16 protein-coding genes and 1 pseudogene are annotated in these 20,657 nt (G+C 67.8%); 6 read left to right on the top strand and 11 right to left on the bottom strand.

Features of this window, described 5'->3' with window-relative positions:
* Positions 1-47 precede the first annotated feature (47 nt).
* A pseudogene (locus BTZ20_RS06085) lies at positions 48-1,291 on the bottom strand (acyl-CoA dehydrogenase family protein).
* A gap of 287 nt (positions 1,292-1,578) precedes the next feature.
* Here BTZ20_RS06085 and BTZ20_RS06080 point away from each other — a divergent pair.
* Positions 1,579-2,178, top strand: coding sequence for a class I SAM-dependent methyltransferase (locus tag BTZ20_RS06080; protein WP_077040751.1), 600 nt, complete (start codon positions 1,579-1,581; stop codon positions 2,176-2,178).
* A gap of 23 nt (positions 2,179-2,201) precedes the next feature.
* On the opposite strand, the gene BTZ20_RS06075 is transcribed toward BTZ20_RS06080, so the two are convergent.
* Complete coding sequence (locus BTZ20_RS06075) at positions 2,202-2,591, bottom strand: hypothetical protein (RefSeq protein ID WP_077040750.1); 390 nt, start codon at positions 2,589-2,591, stop codon at positions 2,202-2,204.
* A 198-nt stretch (positions 2,592-2,789) separates the two neighbouring features.
* Between BTZ20_RS06075 and BTZ20_RS06070 the strand changes: the two genes are divergently transcribed.
* Both BTZ20_RS06070 and BTZ20_RS06065 read left to right on the top strand, forming a co-directional pair.
* Positions 2,790-3,221, top strand: coding sequence for a PaaI family thioesterase (locus tag BTZ20_RS06070; protein ID WP_411269107.1), 432 nt, complete (start codon positions 2,790-2,792; stop codon positions 3,219-3,221).
* Positions 3,218-4,156, top strand: coding sequence for an FAD-dependent oxidoreductase (locus BTZ20_RS06065; protein ID WP_077040748.1), 939 nt, complete (start codon positions 3,218-3,220; stop codon positions 4,154-4,156). The genes BTZ20_RS06070 and BTZ20_RS06065 overlap by 4 nt, the downstream gene beginning before the upstream one ends.
* Here BTZ20_RS06065 and BTZ20_RS06060 read toward each other — a convergent pair whose 3' ends face one another.
* Complete coding sequence (locus tag BTZ20_RS06060; protein ID WP_083742545.1) at positions 4,157-4,630, bottom strand: MarR family winged helix-turn-helix transcriptional regulator; 474 nt, start codon at positions 4,628-4,630, stop codon at positions 4,157-4,159.
* Complete coding sequence (locus BTZ20_RS06055) at positions 4,617-5,735, bottom strand: LLM class flavin-dependent oxidoreductase (protein ID WP_077043523.1); 1,119 nt, start codon at positions 5,733-5,735, stop codon at positions 4,617-4,619. Before BTZ20_RS06055 ends, BTZ20_RS06060 begins: the two co-directional genes overlap by 14 nt.
* Before the next feature lie 275 nt (positions 5,736-6,010).
* Between BTZ20_RS06055 and BTZ20_RS27110 the strand changes: the two genes are divergently transcribed.
* On the top strand, positions 6,011-6,151 hold the full coding sequence (locus BTZ20_RS27110) for a hypothetical protein (RefSeq protein WP_189636602.1): 141 nt from the start codon (positions 6,011-6,013) through the stop codon (positions 6,149-6,151).
* Between the two features lie 105 nt (positions 6,152-6,256).
* Here the strand turns inward: BTZ20_RS27110 and BTZ20_RS06050 are convergent, their stop codons facing one another.
* A complete protein-coding gene (locus BTZ20_RS06050) occupies positions 6,257-7,780 on the bottom strand; it encodes a DHA2 family efflux MFS transporter permease subunit (protein ID WP_077040747.1) in 1,524 nt (507 codons plus the stop codon).
* Entirely contained in the window at positions 7,777-8,193 is a 417-nt protein-coding gene (locus BTZ20_RS06045; RefSeq protein ID WP_077043522.1) for a MarR family winged helix-turn-helix transcriptional regulator, read from the bottom strand. Before BTZ20_RS06045 ends, BTZ20_RS06050 begins: the two co-directional genes overlap by 4 nt.
* Positions 8,194-8,405: 212 nt before the next feature.
* Here BTZ20_RS06045 and BTZ20_RS06040 point away from each other — a divergent pair, with 212 nt between their 5' ends.
* A complete protein-coding gene (locus BTZ20_RS06040) occupies positions 8,406-8,894 on the top strand; it encodes a SixA phosphatase family protein (protein WP_077040746.1) in 489 nt (162 codons plus the stop codon).
* Positions 8,895-8,911: 17 nt separating this feature from the next.
* Here the strand turns inward: BTZ20_RS06040 and BTZ20_RS06035 are convergent, their stop codons facing one another.
* Positions 8,912-9,877, bottom strand: a complete 966-nt coding sequence (locus BTZ20_RS06035) for an NADPH:quinone oxidoreductase family protein (RefSeq protein ID WP_077043521.1) — start codon at positions 9,875-9,877, stop codon at positions 8,912-8,914.
* A gap of 136 nt (positions 9,878-10,013) precedes the next feature.
* Between BTZ20_RS06035 and BTZ20_RS06030 the strand changes: the two genes are divergently transcribed.
* On the top strand, positions 10,014-10,772 hold the full coding sequence (locus BTZ20_RS06030; protein ID WP_077040745.1) for an acyl-[acyl-carrier-protein] thioesterase: 759 nt from the start codon (positions 10,014-10,016) through the stop codon (positions 10,770-10,772).
* Between the two features lie 18 nt (positions 10,773-10,790).
* Here the strand turns inward: BTZ20_RS06030 and BTZ20_RS06025 are convergent, their stop codons facing one another.
* The 4 genes from BTZ20_RS06025 to rpoB form a co-directional block, all read right to left on the bottom strand.
* Positions 10,791-12,461 (bottom strand): 4Fe-4S binding protein, encoded by a 1,671-nt coding sequence (locus BTZ20_RS06025; RefSeq protein ID WP_077040744.1) that lies wholly within the window; start codon positions 12,459-12,461, stop codon positions 10,791-10,793.
* 149 nt (positions 12,462-12,610) lie between these two features.
* Entirely contained in the window at positions 12,611-12,814 is a 204-nt protein-coding gene (locus BTZ20_RS06020) for a hypothetical protein (protein ID WP_077040743.1), read from the bottom strand.
* A gap of 119 nt (positions 12,815-12,933) precedes the next feature.
* Positions 12,934-16,893 (bottom strand): DNA-directed RNA polymerase subunit beta', encoded by a 3,960-nt coding sequence (locus tag BTZ20_RS06015; protein WP_077040742.1) that lies wholly within the window; start codon positions 16,891-16,893, stop codon positions 12,934-12,936.
* Positions 16,894-17,013: 120 nt separating this feature from the next.
* Positions 17,014-20,520 carry a DNA-directed RNA polymerase subunit beta gene (rpoB, locus tag BTZ20_RS06010; RefSeq protein WP_077043520.1) on the bottom strand — a complete coding sequence of 1,169 codons (3,507 nt, stop codon included), beginning with the start codon at positions 20,518-20,520 and terminating at the stop codon, positions 17,014-17,016.
* Positions 20,521-20,657: the final 137 nt, after the last annotated feature.

Raw genomic sequence — 20,657 nt, 5'->3', positions numbered from 1 at the left:
CGGCGGCGAGGAAGGATCGGGCGCGAGTTCGCCGGCGCTGCGCTGGGTCAGGCGCCGAGCAGGCCCTTCGCGATGTGCGTCACCTGGATCTCGTTGCTACCCGCGTAGATCATCAGCGACTTCGCGTCACGCGCGAGCTGCTCCACCTTGTACTCGGCCATGTAGCCGTTGCCGCCGAACAGCTGAACGGCCTCCATGGCGACCTCGGTGGCGGCGCGCGAGGAGTACAGCTTCATCGCCGATGCCTCGGCGAGGGTCACCTTGTTGCCTGCGGCGGTGCGCTCGATCGCGTTGAACACCATGTTCTGCACGTTGATCCGGGCGACCTCCATCTCGGCCAGCTTGAGCTGGATGAGCTGGAACTGAGCGATCTCCTTGCCCCACAGCTTGCGGGTCTTGGCGTAGTCGATGCACAGCCGGTGGCACTCGTTGATGATGCCGAGCGCGAGGGAGGCGATGCCGATGCGCTCGGCCGCGAAGGACTCCTTGGCGCTCTCCTTGCCGTCGCCCTTTGCCGGGTTCTCGGTCTCGCCGAGCAGCCTGTCCTTGCTGATCCGCACGTTGTCGAAGAACAACTCGCCGGTGGGCGAGGAGTTCATGCCCATCTTCTTGAACGGCGGGCTCTGGGTGAAGCCCTCCATGCCCTTGTCGAGCACGAAGCCGAGCACCTTGCGGTCGCGGCGGTCCACGGAGGAATCGCCCTCGTCGAGCTTGGCGTAGACGATGGTCACGTCGGCATACGGGCCGTTGGTGATGAACGTCTTCTGGCCGTTGAGGATGTAGTCCTCGCCGTCGCGGCGGACGTAGGACTTCATGCCGCCGAACGCGTCCGAGCCGGAGTCGGGCTCGGTGATCGCCCACGCGCCGACCTTCTCCATCGTGACGAGCTCGGGCAGCCAGCGCTTCTTCTGCGCCAGCGTTCCGCGGCTGCGCAGCGTGCCGACCGTCAGGCCGAGGCTCACGCCCATCGACGCGACCAGGCCGAGGCTCACGCCCGCGAGTTCGCTGTTGAGGATGACGCCCATGCTGCCTGCGCCGCTGAAGCCGCCGCCCTTCTCGCCGGACTCGGGACGGTCTCGCCGCGCTCGCGCGCCTCCTCCTTCGCGAAGGCCTTCTCGAGCGCCTCGCTCGCCATCTCGTCCATGCCGAAGGTCGAGTACATCTTCCTGATGATCTCGAACGGGGGCAGCTCGCCGCTCTCGAGCTTGTCGACGTGCGGCTTGATCTCCTTCTCGATGAAGCCACGCAGGGCGTCGCGGAACATCAGGTCGGTGTCAGACCACTCGTACATGTCGGGAACTCCCATTGATCGGCGGATCGTGCGCAACGTGCGGCACGCGAAGACGGCGCCGCGACTGCGCGGACACTCTCCCCCAAATATAGAACACGTTCTTGTTTTCTGACAGCATCCTGCCGCACGCGCCAGGACCCGACGGCGACCGCGGGCGCCACCGTCGACCCTGGACAGACCGATTTTCCGGGGAGCACACTGGCACCGGCGAGAGGATCCGCGATGGCCGAACCCCGAATCGAACCCGCCGTGCCCATCATCGACGCGTCGGGACCGAGAAGGCAGGCGTGACCGCCTGGTACCGGCTGGCCTACCGGCTCGGCCTCACACCGTGGGAGTGGGCTGGCCAGTCGATCGGCACGCAGCTGACAGCGTTCCTCGACGGCCAGGACGCGCAGGCGGGGCCGCCTGGGAAGGCCCTCGACGCGGGGTGCGGTACCGGCTCCCACACCATCGAATTGGCCCGCCGTGGCTGGCGGGTGACCGGAATCGACGCCGTGCCGCTGGCGGTGACCCGCGCCCGGGCGCGGGCCGAGGAGGCCGGGGTCGAGGTGACGTTCGTGCTCGGCAATGTCACCGAACTCGAGAAATCGGTCGGCCGCGGATATCGATTCGTGCTCGACATCGGGTGCTTTCACGGTCTCACCGCCTGCGAGCGGGAGCACTACGCCGACGAGCTCACCCGGATCACCGAGCCAGGGGCGAGCCTGCTCATGTTCGCTTTCGGCCCCGGCCGACGGGGACCCCTCCCCCGTGGCACGGACCGCGCCGAGGTGGAGCGCACGTTCGCCGGGTGGCGGCTGATCTCGGACGTCGCGGACACCGGGGTGCTGCCGCGACCGGTCCGACGGGGAAACCCGCGCTGGTTCCACCTCGCCCGGTCCTGAGTGATCGGGCGTCGACCGCGCCGTCAGGCCACCGCGGGCCGGTCTCGCCTGCTGGTCTTCCGATGGTGCTTACGCCCGGTCAGCGCCCAGCGCCGATCGGCCACCCGCGTCGTGCGGTGGTGGCGTTCGATGGTGAACTCCGTGATCGGTAGCCGCTCCAGCAGGCGGATGTCCGCACACGGGTCGCCGTTCACGCCCTGCTCGAGCAGTGAGAACGCCGTGTGGTTGACGGCGTGGATCGCGAGCCGGAGCGCGTCGAGCGCGGTCGGCCTCGGGCCGAACCTGGCGAGGGTGTGCCTACCCTGCACGGTGGTTCCGACCACCGCATAGAAGTGCCATTCCCCGGTGTGCTCCGAGTCGCCCGAATCCACGGGCTCGCCTGGCTGGTGTGTGGGACCGAATTCAGTGCCCATCTTGCGCCTTCTTCCGTCTTCCGGTGTGGCGTCTCTACGACGGTAACGCGGGCCGCCGACACCGTCCGTGTGCCTCGCCGGTGCGCGGGATACCGGTTTTCCCCGACTTTTCCCCGGCGGACCGGGGAGCCGTCGACATGGCACCATCGCATTCACGCACCACACGTGATTCGTCACCGACACCTGGAGTGATTGCTCGTGACCCTTTCTCTCGACGAGGCCGCGGAAACCCTGGCCGCGCAGCCGTTCAGCACCCTGGTCGGCGCCCGGTTGTCCGCCTTCACCGACGGCGCCGCCACCCTCACGATCCCGATCCGCCAGGAACTGCTGCAGCAGCACGGGTTCGTGCACGGCGGTGTGCTCTCCTACGCCGCGGACAACGCGCTCACCTTCGCGGCCGGCAGCGTGCTCGGCCCGAGGATCGTGACCTCCGGGTTCACCATCACCTACCTCCGTCCCGCGATGGGCACCGCATTGCGCGCGGAGGCGACGGCGGTGAGTTCGGGCCGCAGGCAGGCACTGTGCCGCTGCGAGATCTATGCGGACACCGAGAACGGGCCGGTGCTCTGCGCCGCCGCCCAGGGCACCGCCTCGGTCATCGACCTCGGCCGGACCACCACCTCCGCATGAGCACCGACACCACCGTGATCGGCGGCGGTGTGATCGGACTGACCTGCGCACTCGAACTCGCGCGGGCCGGACACGACGTCACCGTGCTGACGGCCGATCCGATAGCGGAGACGACCTCCGCGGTCGCCGCGGCGATCTGGTTCCCCTACGAGGCGGCACCCGCCGACGCGGTGCTGCGCTGGTCGACCGAGTCCGCGGAGGTGTTCGCCTGCCTCGCAGCGGACTCCTCTACAGGCGTGGCGATGCGAACCGGCACGGTGCTCGAGCGATCCGCTGCGCCGGACCGCTGGTGGACCCCGGCCGTGCCGGGGCATCGGGTGATTGCGGGCGGGGAATTGTCGTCCGGCGTGACGAGCGGGGTGCGCTGCACGGTCCCGGTCATCGACATGGGCCGTTACCTGCCGTGGCTGGCCCGCCGGTGCGAAGCCGCGGGCGTTCGGATGATCAGGAGGCGGGTCGACGACCTCGCGGAGGTCACCGGCGAGCTGATCGTGGTCGCGGCAGGCCTGCGGTCGGCCGCACTGACCGGGGACGCCCCGCTGCTCCCGCTGAGGGGTCAGGTGGTGCGCGTGGCCAACCCCGGGCTGACCGACTGGCTGATCGACGACGACAACCCGGACGGAATGGCCTACGTGGTGCCGCGGTTCGAGGACGTGGTGTGCGGCGGCACCGCCGAGCCCGGGTCCGTCGACACGGCCGTCGATCCCGAGACCGAACGCGCGATCCTCGAGCGGTGCTACGACCTGGTGCCCGAGCTGCGAGGCGCGCCGATCCTCTCCCGCGGCGTCGGCCTTCGTCCGACCCGGCCCTCGGTGCGACTGGAGGCACTACCCGGCGCGCGCCGGATCATCTGCTGTTACGGGCACGGCGGCGCCGGGGTGACCCTCTCCTGGGGCTGCGCGCGGGAGGTGGCCGCCCTGGCGGGCCGAGCCTGACTACTGTTGCGCCAGTCGCAGTTTCGTCGTCAACCGCTCGAGCTCCGCGAGCTCGTCTCGGTCGAGCGCGGTGCCCACGTGGCGCCGGATCTGCGCGGCGTGCCGCCTGCCGATGCTGCGTTGCATGGCGCTCCCCTGCTCCGTGAGCGCCACGATCGTGCCCCGCCGGTCGTGCGGATCCGGCAGCCGGTCCAGCAGCCCGGCCTGCTCGAGTCGCTCGACCATGCGGCTGAGGGACGGCTGGGTCAACAGGATCTCCCGGTTCAGCTCGTGCAGCCGGGCCCGTGCGTCCGGGCGGCGGCTCAGCGTGAACAGCACGTCGTACTCGCGGCGGCCGAGGGGATCCCACGCATCGGCCGACTCGAACCGCCGCATCAGTGCCACCTGGGCACGGAACAACGCCTCCCACGCGTCGGCGGCCAGCTCGGTGGTGCTGCGCGGCCGCCCGCCGACGGGCGGTTCAGTGGGCGGCATCGGTCGACGCCTCGAGGGTGCCGACGCGGCCGTTCCGCTGTGCCAGCAGGCTCGCGTGCGTCGGCGGGTTCTCCGGTACGTGGGCGGGGCGCCGGGCCGCGAACTCGCGGCGCAGCACCGGGGCGACCTCGGAGCCGAGGAGGTCGAGCTGCTCGAGCACCGTCTTCAGCGGCAGGCCCGCGTGGTCGACCAGGAACAGCTGGCGCTGGTAGTCGCCGAAATAGTCCGCGAAGGCCAGCGTCTTCTCGATCACCTGCTCGGGGGTGCCGACGGTCAACGGCGTCTGATCGGTGAACTCCTCCAGCGAGGGTCCGTGACCGTAGACCGGCGCGTTGTCGAAGTAGGGTCGGAACTCCGCCACCGCGTCCTGCGAGTTCTTGCGCATGAACACCTGTCCGCCGAGGCCGACGATGGCCTGGTCGGCGCTGCCGTGCCCGTAGTGCTCGAAGCGCTCGCGGTACAGGTTGATCAGCGCGATGTAGTGCTCCTTCGGCCAGAAGATGTTGTTCGCGAAGAAGCCGTCGCCGTGGAACGCCGCGATCTCGGCGATCTCCGGGCTGCGGATCGAGCCGTGCCAGACGAACGGTGCGATCCCGTCGAGCGGACGCGGCGTGGAGGTGAAACCCTCCAGCGGGGTGCGGAACCGGCCCTGCCAGTTCACCACGTCCTCGTCCCACAGCCGCCGCAGCAGCTGATAGTTCTCCAGCGCGAGCGGGATCCCCTCGCGGATGTCCTTGCCGAACCAGGGGTACACGGGCGCGGTGTTGCCGCGGCCCATCATCAGGTCGACGCGGCCGTCGGCGAGATGCTGCAGCATCGCGTAGTCCTCGGCGATCTTCACCGGGTCGTTGGTGGTGATCAGCGTCGTCGAGGTGGACAGGATCAGTTTCTCGGTCTTGGCGGCGAGGAACCCGAGCATGGTCGTCGGGGAGGACGGCACGAACGGCGGGTTGTGGTGCTCGCCTGTCGCGAAGACGTCGAGGCCCACATCCTCCGCATGCTCGGCGATGGTCGTCATCGCCTTGATGCGCTCGTGCTCGGTCGGCGCCCGCCCCGTGGTGGGGTCCGGCGTGACGTCCCCGACGCTGAAGATTCCGATCTGCATGGTGACTCCCTCGAGCTGGATGGACACGTCCATTATTTCAATACGTTTGCATGAACTTCCAACCGCGCCGGGGTCCGGGGTATTCCTCCCCGCGCAGCCCCCGGGGGACCTGGATAGGGGATGCCGGGCCGACCGGGGCAGCCGTCTGCCTGCCCCGATCTGGATCCCCTATTCACCCCCTAATCCGCCATCACTCTCGCCGATCGGCCGGGTGTCCGGCGTACCAATGGGACTCGACGCCGACCGGCGTCGCTCACCACGCGACAGGAGTACTCATGTCCTTCTCTGCCCTCTTCTCGTCCCTGTTCTCGTCGATGTTCGGTGGCGAGTTCGACAGCGGCTCGCTCGGCGGCACCATCGGCGGCGGTGCCGGCGGCGGCGCGAACGGCGGCGGCGCAGCCGGATTCGAGTCCTGATCCGTCCCGCGGCCGCGACCTAGCGCCCGGGGTACGAAACGACGATGGCCCGCACTCCCCCTCGGGAGTGCGGGCCATCGTCGTGAGAGTCGGTTGCCCTCTTACTCAGTGAGCCATCACCTGGGTCGCATCGACCGGGGCCGCGGGCTTGCTCCTCGGCAGCAGGAACGCCGGGATCAGTGTCAGCAGGAGCAGCACCAGCGCCACCATGAAGGTGTTGCCGAACGCGTCCGCAGCGGCGTTCAGGCCCTGTTCCACCGCTCCGGGCGGCATCTGTTCCGCGATCGACGGATCCTGCCCGGCCGCGATGGCCGGTCCGGCCAGCGGGCGCGACAGCATCTGGTTGGTGAGCACCACCGACATGGTCGCGGTACCGACCGAGCCCGCGACCTGCTGGACGATGTTCATCAGCGTCGAACCGCGGGCAACGGTCTCGTTGGTCAGCGTCTGCATCGCCGCCGTCATGATCGGCATCATGGTGCAGCCCATGCCGAGGCCCATCACGAACAGGGCGCCTAGGAGCACGACGTACGAGGTGTCGGCGCCGACCTGGGTGAACACCGCCATGCCAACGGCGATCAGGGAGAGGCCGCACAACACGATCTTTCCGGGACCGATCTTGTCGACGAGCGTGCCCGCCAACGGCATGGTGAGCATCGCGCCGATGCCCTGCGGGGCCAGCAGCAGACCGGCCGTGAGGGTGGTCTCACCGCGAACCTGCAGGAAGTAACTCGGGAACAGCAGCCCCGCACCCATGAACGCGATCACGAACATCGTCGAGGTGATGACCGCGATGGTCAGCTTGCGGTTCTTGAACAGGCGCAGGTCGATCAGCGGGTGGTCGACACGGAGCGCGTGGAACACGAAGCCGATGATCAGAGCCAGTCCGATCACCGCCGGGACCAGCACCCGAGTGGCCGCAACGGTTCCGGTCTCCGGGATCGAGGAGACACCGAACAGGAACAGCGCGAGGCCGGGCGAGAGCAGCAGCATGCCGAGGAAGTCGAAGGACTCGGACGGGCTCGGGTCGTCCTTGGGCAGCAGCACGAACGCGGCGGTCAGGGCGACGATGCCGATCGGCAGGTTGATCAGGAAGATCCAGTGCCAGCTGGCGCTCTCGATCAGCCAGCCACCCAGGATCGGTCCACAGATGGGTCCGAGCATCATCGGGATGCCGAGCACGGCCATGACACGGCCGACGCGGTGCGGACCCGCGGCCTTGGTCATGATCGTCATGCCCAGCGGCATCAGCATGCCGCCGCCGAGGCCCTGCAGGACCCGGAAGCCGATCAGCGACTCGATGTTCCATGCCATCGAGCACAGCACCGAGGCACCGACGAACAGCACCAGCGCCGTCATGTAGAGGCGCTTGGTGCCGAATCGGTCAGCCGCCCACCCCGTCACGGGAATGACGGTCGCCAGGGCCAGTGTGTAGGCGGTCATGGTCCAGGCGACGGTTGCGTAGGTCGCGTTGAACTCGGACATGAACGTCGGCAGCGCCACGCTCACGACCGTCACGTCGAGGATCGACATGATGGCACCGATCACCACCACGCTGGCGATCTTCAGAACTGCGCCGTCGATCTTGTCCGAGGCCGCGGGGGCGCCCGGAGGTGTCGGCGTCGTCATGGGTTCTCCTGACAATTGGCTCGCAGAACATCTCCCGCGAGAATGGGTTTGAGCGACTCGTACAGCCGGTCACGGTCCGAGTCCGACAGGCGGGCCGCGAACGCGCGCAACTCGCCCTTCTTGCTGTCGATGTGGCCGGAGGCGATGGCTCGACCGGCCTCCGACAACGAGATCCTCTTGATACGGCGGTCCTTCGGATCCTCGCGGCGCTCCACGAGACCCTGGTTGACCAACTGGTCGATGTTGCGACCCGCGGCCGCGACGGACAGGCGTAGTCGCTCGGCCACCTCGTTGATCGCCACCGGTTTGCCGTGCTGCGCCAGCATGAACAGAGTTCGCACCTGCGAGAACGACAGGTCCACGGCGATCAGCTTGTCCATGGACTCCGACTCCCCCACCCCAAGCAGCCGCATGATGAACTCGTCGAGTGCCTGATACAGGTCTTCGGGGGAAGCGGCCACTCGTGCAATAGTAGCGATCGCGCAACTATTGCCCAAACGATATTAATGTGAAGGGCATCACGTCCGCCGCCGAGCCTTGAGCCCCCGCAGAAGGATCCGACCACGGCCGCCGGTCACCGGGCAATCGAATTTCCGCCCGCCGTTCGGGTCGCTACTGTCGGGACATGCCCTCGAAGGTCCTGATCCTGCTCCGGCACGGCAAGTCCGCCTACCCCGACGGCGTGGCCGACCACGAGCGGCCGCTCGCGCCGCGCGGACAACGCGAGGCCGGGATGGCGGGTGACTGGATCCGTCTGACCCAGCCCCCGGTCGACGCGGTGCTCTGCTCCACGTCCGCCAGGACCAGGCTCACCCTCACGGCCAGCCGCATCGATGCTCCGGCCCGCTACGCCGACACGCTCTACGGGGCGAGTGCCGCCGAGGTGCGGCGCGAGATCGCGAGCACCGACCCGGCCGTGCGGACCCTGCTCGTCGTCGGGCACGAGCCCGGCATCCCGGACACGGCACTCGCGCTCGATCCGGGTGGCCCGCTCGCCGAACGGATCGCGGACCGCTTCCCGACCTCGGCCATCGCGACCCTGGCCGTGACGGGGTCCTGGGCCGACCTCCTCGACTCACCCGCGCGCCTGACCGACTTCCACATCCCGCGCTGAGCAGCGCTGAGAGCCCGCTACTCGCGGACGAGCACCGCCTTGCCGAGCACCTGACCGGCCTCGAGGTCCGCCAGCGCGCGGGCCGCGTCGGCGAGCGGATACCGGGCCTTGACCAGCGGCCGCAGGCCCTTCCCGACCAGTTCGGTGAGATCCGTGTGGGTGCGCGCCAGCGCCCCTGGGTCGGTGCGCAGGAACTCACCCCAGGCGGCACCAACGATGCTGATGTTGCGGAACAGCACCCGGTTCACCTTCACGGACGGGATACCGCCGCCCGCGAACCCGATCACCAGCAGCCTGCCCTCCGGCGCCAACACCCGAACGGCATCGTCGAAGGCGTCGCCGCCGACCGGATCGACCACAACGTTCGCGCCGCGGTTCTCGGTCAGCTCGCCCACCCGGGCCGCCCAGCCCTCGTCGAGCGCCACCACCTCGTCCGCGCCGAGTTCGCGGAGGAACTCGTCGGCCCCCGCCCGTCGGACCACCGCGATCACCTTCGCGCCGTGCGCCTTCGCCAACTGGATCGCCGCGGTGCCGACACCGCCCGCGGCACCGAGCACCACCACCGTCTCGCCCGCAACCAGGCTCGCTCGCCGGGACAGGGCGAACTCCATCGTCTGATAGTTGATGATGAGCGAGGCGGCCTCCTCGAAGCTCAGATCGGCCGGTATCGGCATCACCCGGGAGGCCGCGATCGCGACCCGCTCCGCGTAGCCACCGAGATCGGACATCGCCAGCACGCGGTCCCCGACCGCGAATCCGCTGCCGTCAGGGGCGGACACCACCACCCCGGCCACCTCGGCGCCGGGGATGAAGGGCGGCTCCGGCCGCAGCTGGTACTTGCCGTAGCTGATGAGCAGGTCCGGGAAGCACACCCCTGTCGCGCGCACGTCGATCAGCACCTTGCCCGTCGCGTCCGGCTCGGGCACCTCCTGCAGGGCCATCCCGGCGGGCCCGGTCAACTCCGAGACCACAACTGCTTTCACCACAGACCTCCGTGTTCGCGCGCCATCGCATCTCTTCTGCGATCCGAAGCCCTGACGCTAGTCCTTGTCTCGCCGCGCCTGCGCGGGAAAGATACTGTTCGCGTCACGCCGGTGATCACCGCAGAGGAGCGCAGTCTTGGACTTCGATCAGCCGCTCGCCGTTCCCCCCGCCGACGGGCTGGGGTTCGCCACCTCGTGGCCGGTCCGGACGGGCGACGTCGCGCCCGACAACCGGCTCCGGTTCGACGGCATCACCCGGTACCTGCAGGACATCGGGTCCGACAACCTGGACGCCTCCGAACTCGCCGATCTCGACCCGCTGTGGATCGTGCGGCGAACCGTGATCGACGTCGTCCGACCCGCGCTGTGGCCGGACCGGATCCATCTGCGCCGCTGGTGTTCCGGCCTCTCGACCCGATGGTCGGCGATGCGAGTGCAGCTCACCAGCGAGAAGGGCGCGCTGATCGAGACCGAGGGCTTCTGGATCAACATCAGCCCCGACACCGGGATGCCGACCCGGATCAGCGACAAGGGCATCGCCCTGCTGTCGCGGACCACCGACGAGCACCGGCTCAAATGGCGCCCGTGGCTCGCCGGGCCGCCGCCGGAGGACGACGGCACCGACGCCCGATTCCACCTGCGCTCGACCGACCTGGACCCGATGGGCCACGTGAACAACGCGGCGTACTGGCACGCCGTCGAGGATCATCTCGTCGCACGGCCCGACCTGTTCGCCGCCCCGCACCGCGCCGTTCTCGAGTACAACGCGCCCATCACGGCAGGCGAGGACGTCCACGTCCGTTGCAGGCAGGACGCCGAGTCGATGAGCCTGTGGTTCCTGGTCGGCGGCGAGGTGAAGGCCGTTGCCCGGGTCTCGGGCATCGACCACTACTGAGCCGCCGACCGGCGGACCCTACTTCTTGGCGATCGCCACCATCTCGGCGAGGTCGAGCAGCTTCACCCTCGGCCGACCGGACGCCTTGCCGAGCTCTCGCTCCCGGGCGTCGATCGCCTTCCAGCCCGCCCAGTCCAGCGCCTCGGGCTGACGGTCCGCCAGCAGCGCCTCGAGCGCCTCGCGGTCGCCCTTGGGCGCGGACAGCCGGTCCGCGGCGAGGTCCTCGATGACCAGCGCGATGGTGTCGTGCGCGCACTGCCGGTTGGTGCCGATCACGCCGGAGGGCCCGCGCTTGATCCAGCCGGCGGTGTAGGTGCCCGGCATCGGCTCGCCGGATTCCGGATAGGTGACCCGGCCCGCGACGTTCGCGATCGTGCCGCGCGCGTCGTCGAACGGCAGGTCCGCGACGGGCACGCCCCGGTAGCCGACCGAGCGCAGCACCATGCGGGTCTCGAGCAATTCGGTCTGATCGGTGCTGCTCGCCCGCAGCGTGCCGTCGGGCCCCTCGACCATCTCGTTGCGCGCCACGACGACACCGCTGACGTGGTCGTCGCCCTGGATCTCGACCGGCGAGGCCAGGAACCGCAGCACGATCCGCTTCTCGTGGCCGGCAAGGGGGCGCTCCGCGTACTCGCGCAGGATCTCCATCTTCAGCCGCTTGGCCGGGTTCTCCGCGACCTCGGCCGCGCTGTGGCTGTCGAGCTCGAGCTCGGCCGGGTCGACGATCACGTCCACGTCGGGCATCTGCCCGAGCGCCAGCAGCTCCGGGCTGGTGAACGCCGCCTGGACGGGTCCGCGCCTGCCCAGCACCACGACCTCACGGACGGCGCTGCCGCGCAGCGCCTCCACCGCGTGCTCGGCCATGTCGGTGCGGGCCAGCTTGTCCGGGTCGGTGACCAGGAGACGGGCCACGTCGAGCGCGACGTTGCCGTTGCCGACGATGACCGCGCGCGTGCCGGACAGGTCGAAGGTGTGGTCCGCGTACTCGGGGTGCCCGTTGTACCAGGCGACGAACTCGGTGGCGGCGAGGCTGCCGGGCAGGTCCTCACCGGGGATTCCGAGGTGCCGGTCGCTCGGTGCACCGACCGTGTAGAGCACCGCGTGGTGGTGCTCCATCAGGTCCTCGTGGGTGAGGTGCTTGCCGACCTCCACGTTCAGGTGCAGCCGGAAGCCGGGACGCCGCGAGACCTCCGCGAACACATCGGTGACCGCCTTGGTCTCCGGGTGGTCGGGCGCCACGCCAGCGCGCACCAGGCCCCACGGGGTCGGCAGGCGGTCGAACATGTCGACCTCGATGCCCGAGCGCTTGAAGGAGAGCAGTTCGCGGGCGGCGTAGAAGCCGGACGGCCCTGCGCCGACGATCGCGACGCGGAAGGGTTCCTGGTCGGTCTTGGGGAACTTCAGCGAGGGGGCGGGATCCGCGTACTCGATCTCGGTGCCCGCGAAGTAGTCGGCGTTGATCTTCGAGTACCGCGCCATCGCCTCGGGCAGGTCGTCGTCGCGGAAGATCGCGTCCACCGGGCACGCATCGACGCAGAGCCCGCAGTCGATGCAGGTCTCCGGATCGATGTAGAGCATCTCGGTCGACTTGAATCCGCGCTCGTCCGGCGTCGGATGGATGCAGTCCACCGGGCACACCTCGGTGCAGCTAGCGTCGTTGCAACAAGGCTGGGTGATCACGAACGCCACTGTCGGCCTCCTCCAAAACTAGAACCTGTTCCTGCGACAATACCCGGCTGTTGCGAGCAAAGTCACAGAGGATCAGAGGATAGTCGCGCTGCCCCGCTCCCGACCGGATTCGGGCAGGTCGCGGGCGCGACAATGGACCTGACAGCGTGTCAGCCGAGGAACTTCTTGCCCGCCACCACGGCCACGCCGAGCAGGATCGCCAAGATCAGTGCCCAGCCGAAGCCGAGCAGCCACCAGGCCACCCCGAAGATCACGATCGCGGGCGCAGCGGCAACCAACGAGATCGCCGGATTCTCGCGGACCACCTCGAGCGCCGACTGCGCCTTCGAGCGGTCGATACCCTTGCCTGCCATCGAATCCTCCGTGGTGGTCGCCCGAACCGATGCCGGGGAATGTCCCTCCAACAGTAGACGCGAAACGGCCCCCGCACCCATTGCTGGGGCGGGGGCCGTTTCACAGGCGCAGGAAGCGCTTACCGGTAATCGGTGCTGAAGCCGTAGTCGTCGAGCGGAACAGCAGCTCCGGTCCCGGTGCCGAAGCCTTCGGGGCTGTAGTACTGATCGTCGTACGACGGCACGGCGTAGGCCGCGGCGCGGGCCTCTTCGGTCGGCTGAACCTGGATGTTCCGGTAACGGTTGATGCCGGTACCAGCAGGGATCAGCTTGCCGATGATGACGTTCTCCTTGAGACCGATCAGCTTGTCCGAGCGGCAGTTGATGGCCGCATCGGTCAGCACGCGAGTGGTCTCCTGGAAGGACGCCGCCGACAGCCACGAATCGGTCGCCAGCGAGGCCTTGGTGATACCCATGAGCACCGGACGACCGGCTGCGGGCTCACCACCCTCGGCGACGACGCGACGGTTGGCCGCCTCGAACTCGGAACGCTCGGTGAGCGAACCGGGCAGGAACTCGGTGGCGCCGGAGTCGATGATCGTCACGCGACGCAGCATCTGACGAACGATCGTCTCGATGTGCTTGTCGTGGATCGACACACCCTGGCTCCGGTACACCTCCTGAACCTCGTTGACCAGGTGGATCTGCACCTGACGCGGGCCCATGACGCGCAGCACCTCGTGCGGATCGGCAGCGCCCTCCATGAGCTGCTGGCCGACCTCGACGTGGTCACCGTCCGCCAGCAGGCGCTCGGAACCATCGTCGTGCTTGAAGACGCGCAGACGCTGACGCTTGGACAGCTTGTCGTAGACGACCTCTTCGCCGCCATCGTCCGGGACGATGGTGATCTTGTAGAAGCGGTCGCCGTCCTCGAGCTGCACCCGTCCGGTGACGTCGGCGATCGGGGCCTTGCCCTTGGGGACGCGGGCCTCGAACAGCTCCTGGACACGCGGCAAACCACCGGTGATGTCCTCGCCTGCGACACCACCCTGGTGGAAGGTACGCATGGTCAGCTGGGTACCCGGCTCACCGATGGACTGGGCGGCGACGATGCCGACAGCCTCACCGATGTCCACCAGCTTGCCGGTCGCCATAGAGCGGCCGTAGCAGGTGGCGCAGACGCCGGTGCCGGTGGTGCAGGTGAGCACGGAGCGCACCTTCACGTCGGTGATGCCAGCCTCGAGCAGTGCGTCGATGGCCGGGTCACCCAGGTCGGCGCCGCGCTCGACGATGACCGTGCCGTTGGCGTCGACCGCGTCCGCGGCAAGCGTGCGGGCGTAGGTGCTGGTCTCCACGTGTGCATCCCGGATCAGCGAGCCATCGGCCTGCTTCTCCGCGATCGTGGTGACGATGCCGCGCTCGGTGCCACAGTCCGTCTCGCGAACGATGACGTCCTGCGAGACGTCCACCAGACGACGGGTCAGGTAACCCGAGTCGGCGGTACGCAGCGCGGTATCTGCCAGACCCTTACGGGCGCCGTGCGTGTTGATGAAGTACTCGAGAACGGTCAGGCCTTCCTTGAAGGAAGACTTGATCGGACGCGGGATGAACTCACCCTTCGGGTTCGTCACCAGGCCCTTCATACCGGCGAGCGACCGAACCTGCGTCATGTTGCCGGCGGCGCCGGACTTCACGATCATCGGGATCGGGTTGTCGTCGGGGAAGTAGGCCTCCATGGCCTTACCGACCTCGTCGGTGGCCTCGGACCAGATCTTCACCAGGGCGCTGTTGCGCTCGGTGTGGTTGAGGGCACCGCGCTGGTACTTCTTCTCGATCTGCTCGGCCTGGCCCTCGAACTTGTCCATGATCTCGGACTTGCTCGGCGGCACAAGGACGTCGGAGATCGAGACCGTGACGCCCGAACGGGTCGCCCAGTAGAAGCCGGCGTCCTTGAGCTTGTCGACGGTCTGCGCGACCACGATCATCGGGTAGCGCTCGGCGAGATCGTTGATGATCGTCGCCTGACGCTTCTTCGGCATCTGCTCGTTCACGAACGGGTAGTCCGCGGGGAGCAGCTCGTTGAAGAGCACGCGACCAAGGGTGGTCTCGGCGATCCAGCCGTCGCCGTAGTTCCAGCCGCCGTCGGGGAACAGCTCGTCCTCGAGCTCGCGCGGCGGACGCTGGGTGGTCAGGCGGACCTTGATCTGGGCCTGGACCTTCAGCGCGCCACGATCGACGGCCATGATCGCCTCGGCGGGCGACGAGTAGGCGCCGACCTCGGGACGATCCTTGCCTGCAGCGACGAGCTCGCCGACGACACCCTCGTCCAGACGGGTCAGGTGGTACAGACCGGTCACCATGTCCAGACGCGGCATGGCGAGCGGGCGACCCGACGCGGGCGACAGGATGTTGTTCGAGGACAGCATCAGGATGCGGGCCTCGGCCTGCGCCTCCGCGGACAGCGGGAGGTGCACGGCCATCTGGTCACCGTCGAAGTCGGCGTTGAAGGCCTCACACACCAGCGGGTGCAGCTGGATGGCCTTGCCCTCGACGAGCTGCGGCTCGAAGGCCTGGATGCCGAGGCGGTGCAGCGTGGGTGCACGGTTCAGCAGCACCGGGTGCTCGGCGATGACCTCTTCGAGGACGTCCCACACCTGGGCACGCTGACGCTCGACCATGCGCTTGGCCGACTTGATGTTCTGCGCGTGGTTCAGGTCCACAAGGCGCTTCATCACGAACGGCTTGAACAGCTCGAGAGCCATCAGCTTCGGCAGACCGCACTGGTGGAGCTTGAGCTGCGGGCCGACGACGATGACCGAACGGCCCGAGTAGTCGACGCGCTTGCCGAGCAGGTTCTGACGGAAACGACCCTGCTTGCCCTTGAGCAGGTCGCTCAGGGACTTCAGCGGGCGGTTGCCCGGACCGGTGACCGGACGTCCACGACGGCCGTTGTCGAACAGCGCGTCGACGGACTCCTGCAGCATCCGCTTCTCGTTGTTGACGATGATCTCGGGGGCGCCGAGGTCGATCAGTCGCTTGAGGCGGTTGTTGCGGTTGATCACGCGGCGGTACAGGTCGTTCAGGTCCGAGGTGGCGAACCGGCCACCGTCGAGCTGGACCATCGGGCGCAGCTCCGGCGGGATCACCGGCACGGCGTTGAGGACCATGCCCATCGGCGAGTTGCCGGTGGACTGGAAGGCCGCGACGACCTTGAGGCGCTTGAGCGCGCGCAGCTTCTTCTGACCCTTGCCGCTGCGGATGGTCTCCCGGAGGATCTCCGCCTCGGCGTCGATGTCGAAGTTCTCCATCAGCTTCTGGATGGACTCCGCGCCCATCGCGCCGGTGAAGTACTCGCCGTAGCGGTCCACCATCTCGCGGTAGAGGCCCTCGTCGACGATGAGCTGCTTCGGGGCGAGCTTGGTGAAGGTCGTCCAGATCTCCTCGAGCCGGTCCAGCTCGCGCTGCGCACGGTCACGGAGCTGACGCATCTCGCGCTCGCCGCCGTCCTTGACCTTGCGACGCACGTCGGACTTGGCGCCCTCGGCCTCGAGCTCGGCGATGTCCGCCTCGAGCTTCTGGGCGCGGGCCTCGAGGTCGGCGTCGCGCTGGTCGGCGACGGACTTCTTCTCGACCTCCATCTCGGCCTGCAGGGTGGAGAGCTCGTTGTGACGGAGCTCGTCGTCGACCGCGACGATCACGTAGGCGGCGAAGTAGATGATCTTCTCGAGATCCTTCGGCGCCAGGTCCAGCAGGTAACCGAGACGGCTCGGCACGCCCTTGAAGTACCAGATGTGGGTCACAGGAGCGGCGAGCTCGATGTGGCCCATGCGCTCACGGCGCACCTTCGCGCGGGTCACCTCGACGCCGCAGCGCTCACAGATGATGCCCTTGAAGCGGACGCGCTTGTACTTACCGCAGTAGCACTCCCAGTCCCGGGTGGGGCCGAAGATCTTCTCGCAGAAGAGGCCGTCCTTCTCGGGCTTGAGCGTGCGGTAGTTGATGGTCTCCGGCTTCTTGACCTCGCCGAACGACCACTGACGGATGTCCTCAGCGGTGGCAAGGCCGATGCGGAGTTCATCGAAGAAGTTGACGTCGAGCACGTAACTTCCTTTCCCCAGAGGGATTATGGTGTGCGCTTCTCAGCGCCTACCTGTCTGCCAAATTCAAATGTGGGCTACGCCCCCGGGCCACATCAACGACGTGGCCCGGGGACCAAACACCTAGTTCGCGAGATCGTCCACGGTCGCCGCCTCGTTCCTGGACAGGTTGATGCCCAGGTTCGCTGCCGCACGCTCGAGATCCTCGTCGTCGCCGTCGCGCATCTCGATGGCCGCGCCGTCCGAGGACAGCACCTCCACGTTGAGGCAGAGCGACTGGAGCTCCTTGAGGAGCACCTTGAACGACTCGGGGATGCCCGGCTCGGGGATGTTCTCGCCCTTGACGATGGCCTCGTACACCTTCACGCGGCCGACCACGTCATCCGACTTGATGGTGAGCAGCTCCTGCAGCGTGTACGCCGCACCGTAGGCCTGCATCGCCCAGCACTCCATCTCACCGAAGCGCTGGCCACCGAACTGGGCCTTACCGCCGAGCGGCTGCTGGGTGATCATCGAGTACGGACCGGTCGAACGAGCGTGGATCTTGTCGTCGACGAGGTGGTGCAGCTTGATGATGTACATGTAGCCGACCGAGACCGGGTACGGGAACGGCTCGCCGGAGCGGCCGTCGAACAGGGTGGCCTTTCCGTCCGGGCCCACCATCTGCTCGCCGTCGCGGTTCGGCAGGGTCGCGCCAAGCAGACCGGTCAGCTCGTCTTCCTTGGCACCGTCGAACACCGGGGTGGCGATGTTGCTGTCGGCCGGGGCCGAGAGCATCTCCTCGGGCAGCGTCGAAGCCCAGTCCGGGCGGCTACCGTCGCTGGCGATCTGCACGTTCCAGCCGGTCTTGCCGATCCAACCCAGATGGGTTTCCAGGATCTGACCGATGTTCATACGACGCGGCACGCCGTGGGTGTTCAGGATGATGTCGACGGGGGTGCCGTCGGACAGGAACGGCATGTCCTCCTGCGGGAGGATCTTGCCGATGACACCCTTGTTGCCGTGTCGGCCGGCGAGCTTGTCGCCGTCCTGGATCTTGCGCTTCTGGGCCACGTAGACGCGGACCAGCTCGTTGACACCGGGGGGCAGATCGTCGTCGTCATCGCGCGAGAACACGCGGATGCCGATGACCTTGCCGTTCTCACCGTGCGGGACCTTGAGGGACGTGTCGCGGACCTCGCGGGCCTTCTCGCCGAAGATTGCGCGCAGCAGGCGCTCCTCCGGGGTCAGCTCGGTCTCGCCCTTCGGCGTGACCTTTCCGACCAGCACGTCGCCGTCACGGACCTCGGCACCGATGCGGATGATGCCGCGCTCGTCGAGGTCGGCGAGGACCTCGTCCGAGACGTTCGGGATGTCGCGAGTGATCTCCTCGGCACCGAGCTTGGTGTCGCGGGCATCGATCTCGTGCTCCTCGATGTGGATCGAGGTCAGGACGTCCTCTTCCACGAGGCGCTGCGACAGGATGATCGCGTCCTCGTAGTTGTGGCCCTCCCACGGCATGATCGCGACGAGCAGGTTCTTGCCGAGCGCCATCTCACCGGCTTCGGTGCAGGGACCGTCGGCGATGACCTGGCCGGCCTCGACCCGGTCGCCCTCGTCCACGATCGGACGCTGGTTGGCGCAGGTGCCCTGGTTCGAGCGGGCGAACTTGCGCATCCGGTAGGTCTTGCGGCTGCCGTCGTCCGCCATCACGGTGACGTAGTCGGCCGAGACCTCCTCGATGACGCCGGTCTTCTCGCTGACGACGACGTCGCCCGCGTCGACCGCGGCGCGCAGCTCCATGCCGGTGCCGACCAGCGGCGCCTCGGAACGGACCAGCGGCACTGCCTGACGCTGCATGTTCGCACCCATCAGGGCGCGGTTGGCGTCGTCGTGCTCGAGGAACGGGATCATCGCGGTCGCGACGGAGACCATCTGTCGCGGCGAGACGTCCATGTAGTCGACGTCCTCGGCCGGGATCAGCTCGACCTCGCCGCCCTTGGTGCGGACGAGGACGCGGTCCTCGGTCAGGCGACCGTCCTTGTCGACCGCGGCGTTGGCCTGGGCCTTGACGTGGCGGTCCTCCTCGTCGGCGGTCAGGTAGTCCACCTGGTCGGTGACCTGTCCGTCGACGACCTTGCGGTACGGGGTCTCGATGAAGCCGAACGGGTTGACCCGCGCGTACACCGACAGCGAACCGATCAGGCCGATGTTCGGGCCCTCAGGGGTCTCGATCGGGCACATGCGGCCGTAGTGCGACGGGTGCACGTCTCGCACCTCGAGGCCGGCGCGCTCACGGGACAGACCACCGGGGCCGAGCGCCGACAGACGACGCTTGTGGGTCAGGCCCGACAGCGGGTTGTTCTGGTCCATGAACTGCGAGAGCTGGGAGGTTCCGAAGAACTCCTTGATCGCGGCCACGACGGGACGGATGTTGATCAGGGTCTGCGGCGTGATCGCCTCGACGTCCTGGGTCGTCATCCGCTCGCGCACCACGCGCTCCATGCGGGACAGGCCCACCCGGATCTGGTTCTGGATCAGCTCGCCAACGGTGCGGAGACGACGGTTGCCGAAGTGGTCGATGTCGTCGACCTCGACCGGGACCTCGACGCCGTCGGGCGCCGTCATCGCGGTGTCACCGGCGTGCAGGCGCACCAGGTACTCGATCGTCGCGACGATGTCTTCCTCGGTGAGGGTCGACGCGGTGATCGGCTGGCCGTGGTTCAGGCCCAGCTTCTTGTTGATCTTGTAGCGACCCACGCGGGCGAGGTCGTAGCGCTTCTCCTTGAAGAACAGGTTCTCCAGCAGGGTCTGCGCGCTCTCCTTCGTGGGCGGCTCGCCCGGACGCAGCTTGCGGTAGATGTCGAGCAGCGCCTCGTCGGTGCCTGCCGTGTTGTCCTTCTCCAGGGTGGCCATGAGGATCTCGGAGAAGCCGAAGCGCTCCGTGATCTGCTCGGTGGTCCAGCCGAGGGCCTTGAGCAGCACGGTGACCGGCTGACGACGCTTGCGGTCGATGCGGACGCCGACGGTGTCGCGCTTGTCGACGTCGAACTCCAGCCACGCACCACGGCCGGGGATCACCTTGACGCTGTGCAGGTCCTTCTCGGTGCCCTTGTCCACGGAGTGGTCGAAGTAGACGCCCGGGGAGCGAACGAGCTGCGAGACGACGACGCGCTCGGTGCCGTTGATGATGAAGGTGCCCTTGTCGGTCATCATCGGGAAGTCACCCATGAAGACCGTCTGGCTCTTGATCTCGCCGGTGTTGTTGTTGATGAACTCCGCGGTGACGAACAAGGGCGCCGCGTAGGTCATGTCCTTGTCTTTGCACTCATCGGTCGAGGCCTTGACCTCGTCGAAGCGCGGGTCCGAGAAGGACAGCGACATCGATCCCGAGAAGTCCTCGATCGGGGACAGCTCGGTGAGGATGTCCTCCAGACCGCCGGTGACACTGCCGTCGCCGCGGGCCGCTGCCCGCTCACGCCATGCAGGCGATCCGATCAACCATTCAAAAGAATCCGTCTGTAGATCAAGTAGCCCTGGAACTTCGAGAGGTTCGCGAATCTTCGCGAACGAGACCCTCTTCGGGGCTCCGGGGATTCCGGCATTTGCCTTGGTCTGGCTAGAGACTGCCAAGATGCGTCCTTCCAGCACCTCACGCGGGCCGCTCGTGCTGCGCGACCGCCGCTGTATCTGCTTCTTCATGTGGGGCGAATTCGCTGGTCACAACCCGAACGAAACTCGCCAACAGACGCAGGAAGCGAACGCTTCACAGGCGGTGAGGTGGAGAG

Source organism: Rhodococcus sp. MTM3W5.2 (assembly GCF_001984015.1).
GTDB classification, from domain to species: domain Bacteria; phylum Actinomycetota; class Actinomycetes; order Mycobacteriales; family Mycobacteriaceae; genus Rhodococcus_G; species Rhodococcus_G oryzae.
Note: the sequence above shows the minus strand (reverse complement) of the source record. Positions and strands in the feature narration are given on the sequence as shown.

What these genes read in the sequence shown, in the direction of transcription:
- BTZ20_RS06075 (WP_077040750.1), bottom strand. Translation starts at nt 2,591, where the DNA reads ATGGGCACTGAATTCGGTCCCACACACCAGCCAGGCGAGCCCGTGGAT.
- BTZ20_RS06050 (WP_077040747.1), bottom strand. Translation starts at nt 7,780, where the DNA reads ATGACGACGCCGACACCTCCGGGCGCCCCCGCGGCCTCGGACAAGATC.
- BTZ20_RS06065 (WP_077040748.1), top strand. Translation starts at nt 3,218, where the DNA reads ATGAGCACCGACACCACCGTGATCGGCGGCGGTGTGATCGGACTGACC.
- BTZ20_RS27110 (WP_189636602.1), top strand. Translation starts at nt 6,011, where the DNA reads ATGTCCTTCTCTGCCCTCTTCTCGTCCCTGTTCTCGTCGATGTTCGGT.
- BTZ20_RS06060 (WP_083742545.1), bottom strand. Translation starts at nt 4,630, where the DNA reads ATGCCGCCCACTGAACCGCCCGTCGGCGGGCGGCCGCGCAGCACCACC.
- BTZ20_RS06020 (WP_077040743.1), bottom strand. Translation starts at nt 12,814, where the DNA reads ATGGCAGGCAAGGGTATCGACCGCTCGAAGGCGCAGTCGGCGCTCGAG.
- BTZ20_RS06040 (WP_077040746.1), top strand. Translation starts at nt 8,406, where the DNA reads ATGCCCTCGAAGGTCCTGATCCTGCTCCGGCACGGCAAGTCCGCCTAC.
- BTZ20_RS06055 (WP_077043523.1), bottom strand. Translation starts at nt 5,735, where the DNA reads ATGCAGATCGGAATCTTCAGCGTCGGGGACGTCACGCCGGACCCCACC.
- BTZ20_RS06045 (WP_077043522.1), bottom strand. Translation starts at nt 8,193, where the DNA reads ATGCGGCTGCTTGGGGTGGGGGAGTCGGAGTCCATGGACAAGCTGATC.